Genomic DNA, 977 nt, shown 5'->3' on the forward strand with positions numbered 1-977 from the left:
TGACGTTGTCGATGAGAACCACCGACCACCTGCAATTACCGGAATTGACGGTGACAACCACGCTCGTCACGTTGGAGCCGAAAGAGCGCAAGATCTACGAGCAGCTCAAAGCTGACCTCGTCCTCGACCTTGATGGGGCGACGATTGATGCTGCGAATGCTGCTGCGTTGTCGGGCAAGTTGCTGCAGTTGGCATCGGGTGCGATCTACACCGGCGACGGTCAGTGGGCTCCCGTGCATGATCGGAAACTTGACGCTCTAGAAGACCTGTATGAGGCAGCCAACGGCAGCCCGTTATTGGTGGCGTATTGGTTCACTCACGACCGCAAGCGCATCACCGCTCGTTTCCCACAGGCTCGCGAACTGAAAACCTCGGCCGATATCGAGGCGTGGAACAGGGGCGAGATTGCGCTTGGGCTGATTCACCCCGCATCTGCGGGTCACGGTCTGAACCTGCAGGCAGGTGGGCATCTGTTGGTGTGGTTCTCGCTGACGTGGAGCCTGGAGCTTTACCAGCAGACGAATGCGCGCCTGTATCGGCAAGGTCAATCCGAACCTGTGACGATCACGCATCTGGTTGCGGAAGGGACGCTCGATGAAGCCGTGCTCAAAGCTCTTGATGCGAAAGATGCTACGCAGGCTGCGTTGATTGACGCGGTCGCAGCAGAAATTACAACCACTGAAAGGACAAGCTCATGCATGTGATGACGAAATACCTCGACACAAGGAAAGCCGCGATCGCAGCTCTGCAGGATTATGCGGTGATGGAACAGATCATCGAGAGTACTGACGAGCAGATCAAGGCGGCTTATGCTGATGCTGCTAGTCCTGCTTCTCCGCGTATGGACGGCACACCACCATCAGGCGACCTCCACGCTTCGGAGAATCGGATCGTGGCGAGCATTGAGCGGATCGATGCGTACAAGGCTCGCTACCTGCAGGCTCGCCAGTACATGGACTGGTTCTTGCCTGCGTGGG

At 57.3% G+C, this 977-nt stretch carries 2 pseudogenes; both read left to right on the top strand.

Annotated elements, in window-relative coordinates:
* Positions 1–704 (top strand): annotated as a pseudogene (locus tag HMPREF2975_RS02305) (ATP-dependent helicase); the annotation flags it as partial.
* Positions 695–977 (top strand): annotated as a pseudogene (locus HMPREF2975_RS02310) (hypothetical protein); the annotation flags it as partial. The pseudogenes HMPREF2975_RS02305 and HMPREF2975_RS02310, both read left to right, overlap by 10 nt.

Origin of the sequence: Actinomyces sp. HMSC065F12, assembly GCF_001814535.1 — a bacterium.
GTDB lineage: Bacteria > Actinomycetota > Actinomycetes > Actinomycetales > Actinomycetaceae > Pauljensenia > Pauljensenia radingae_A.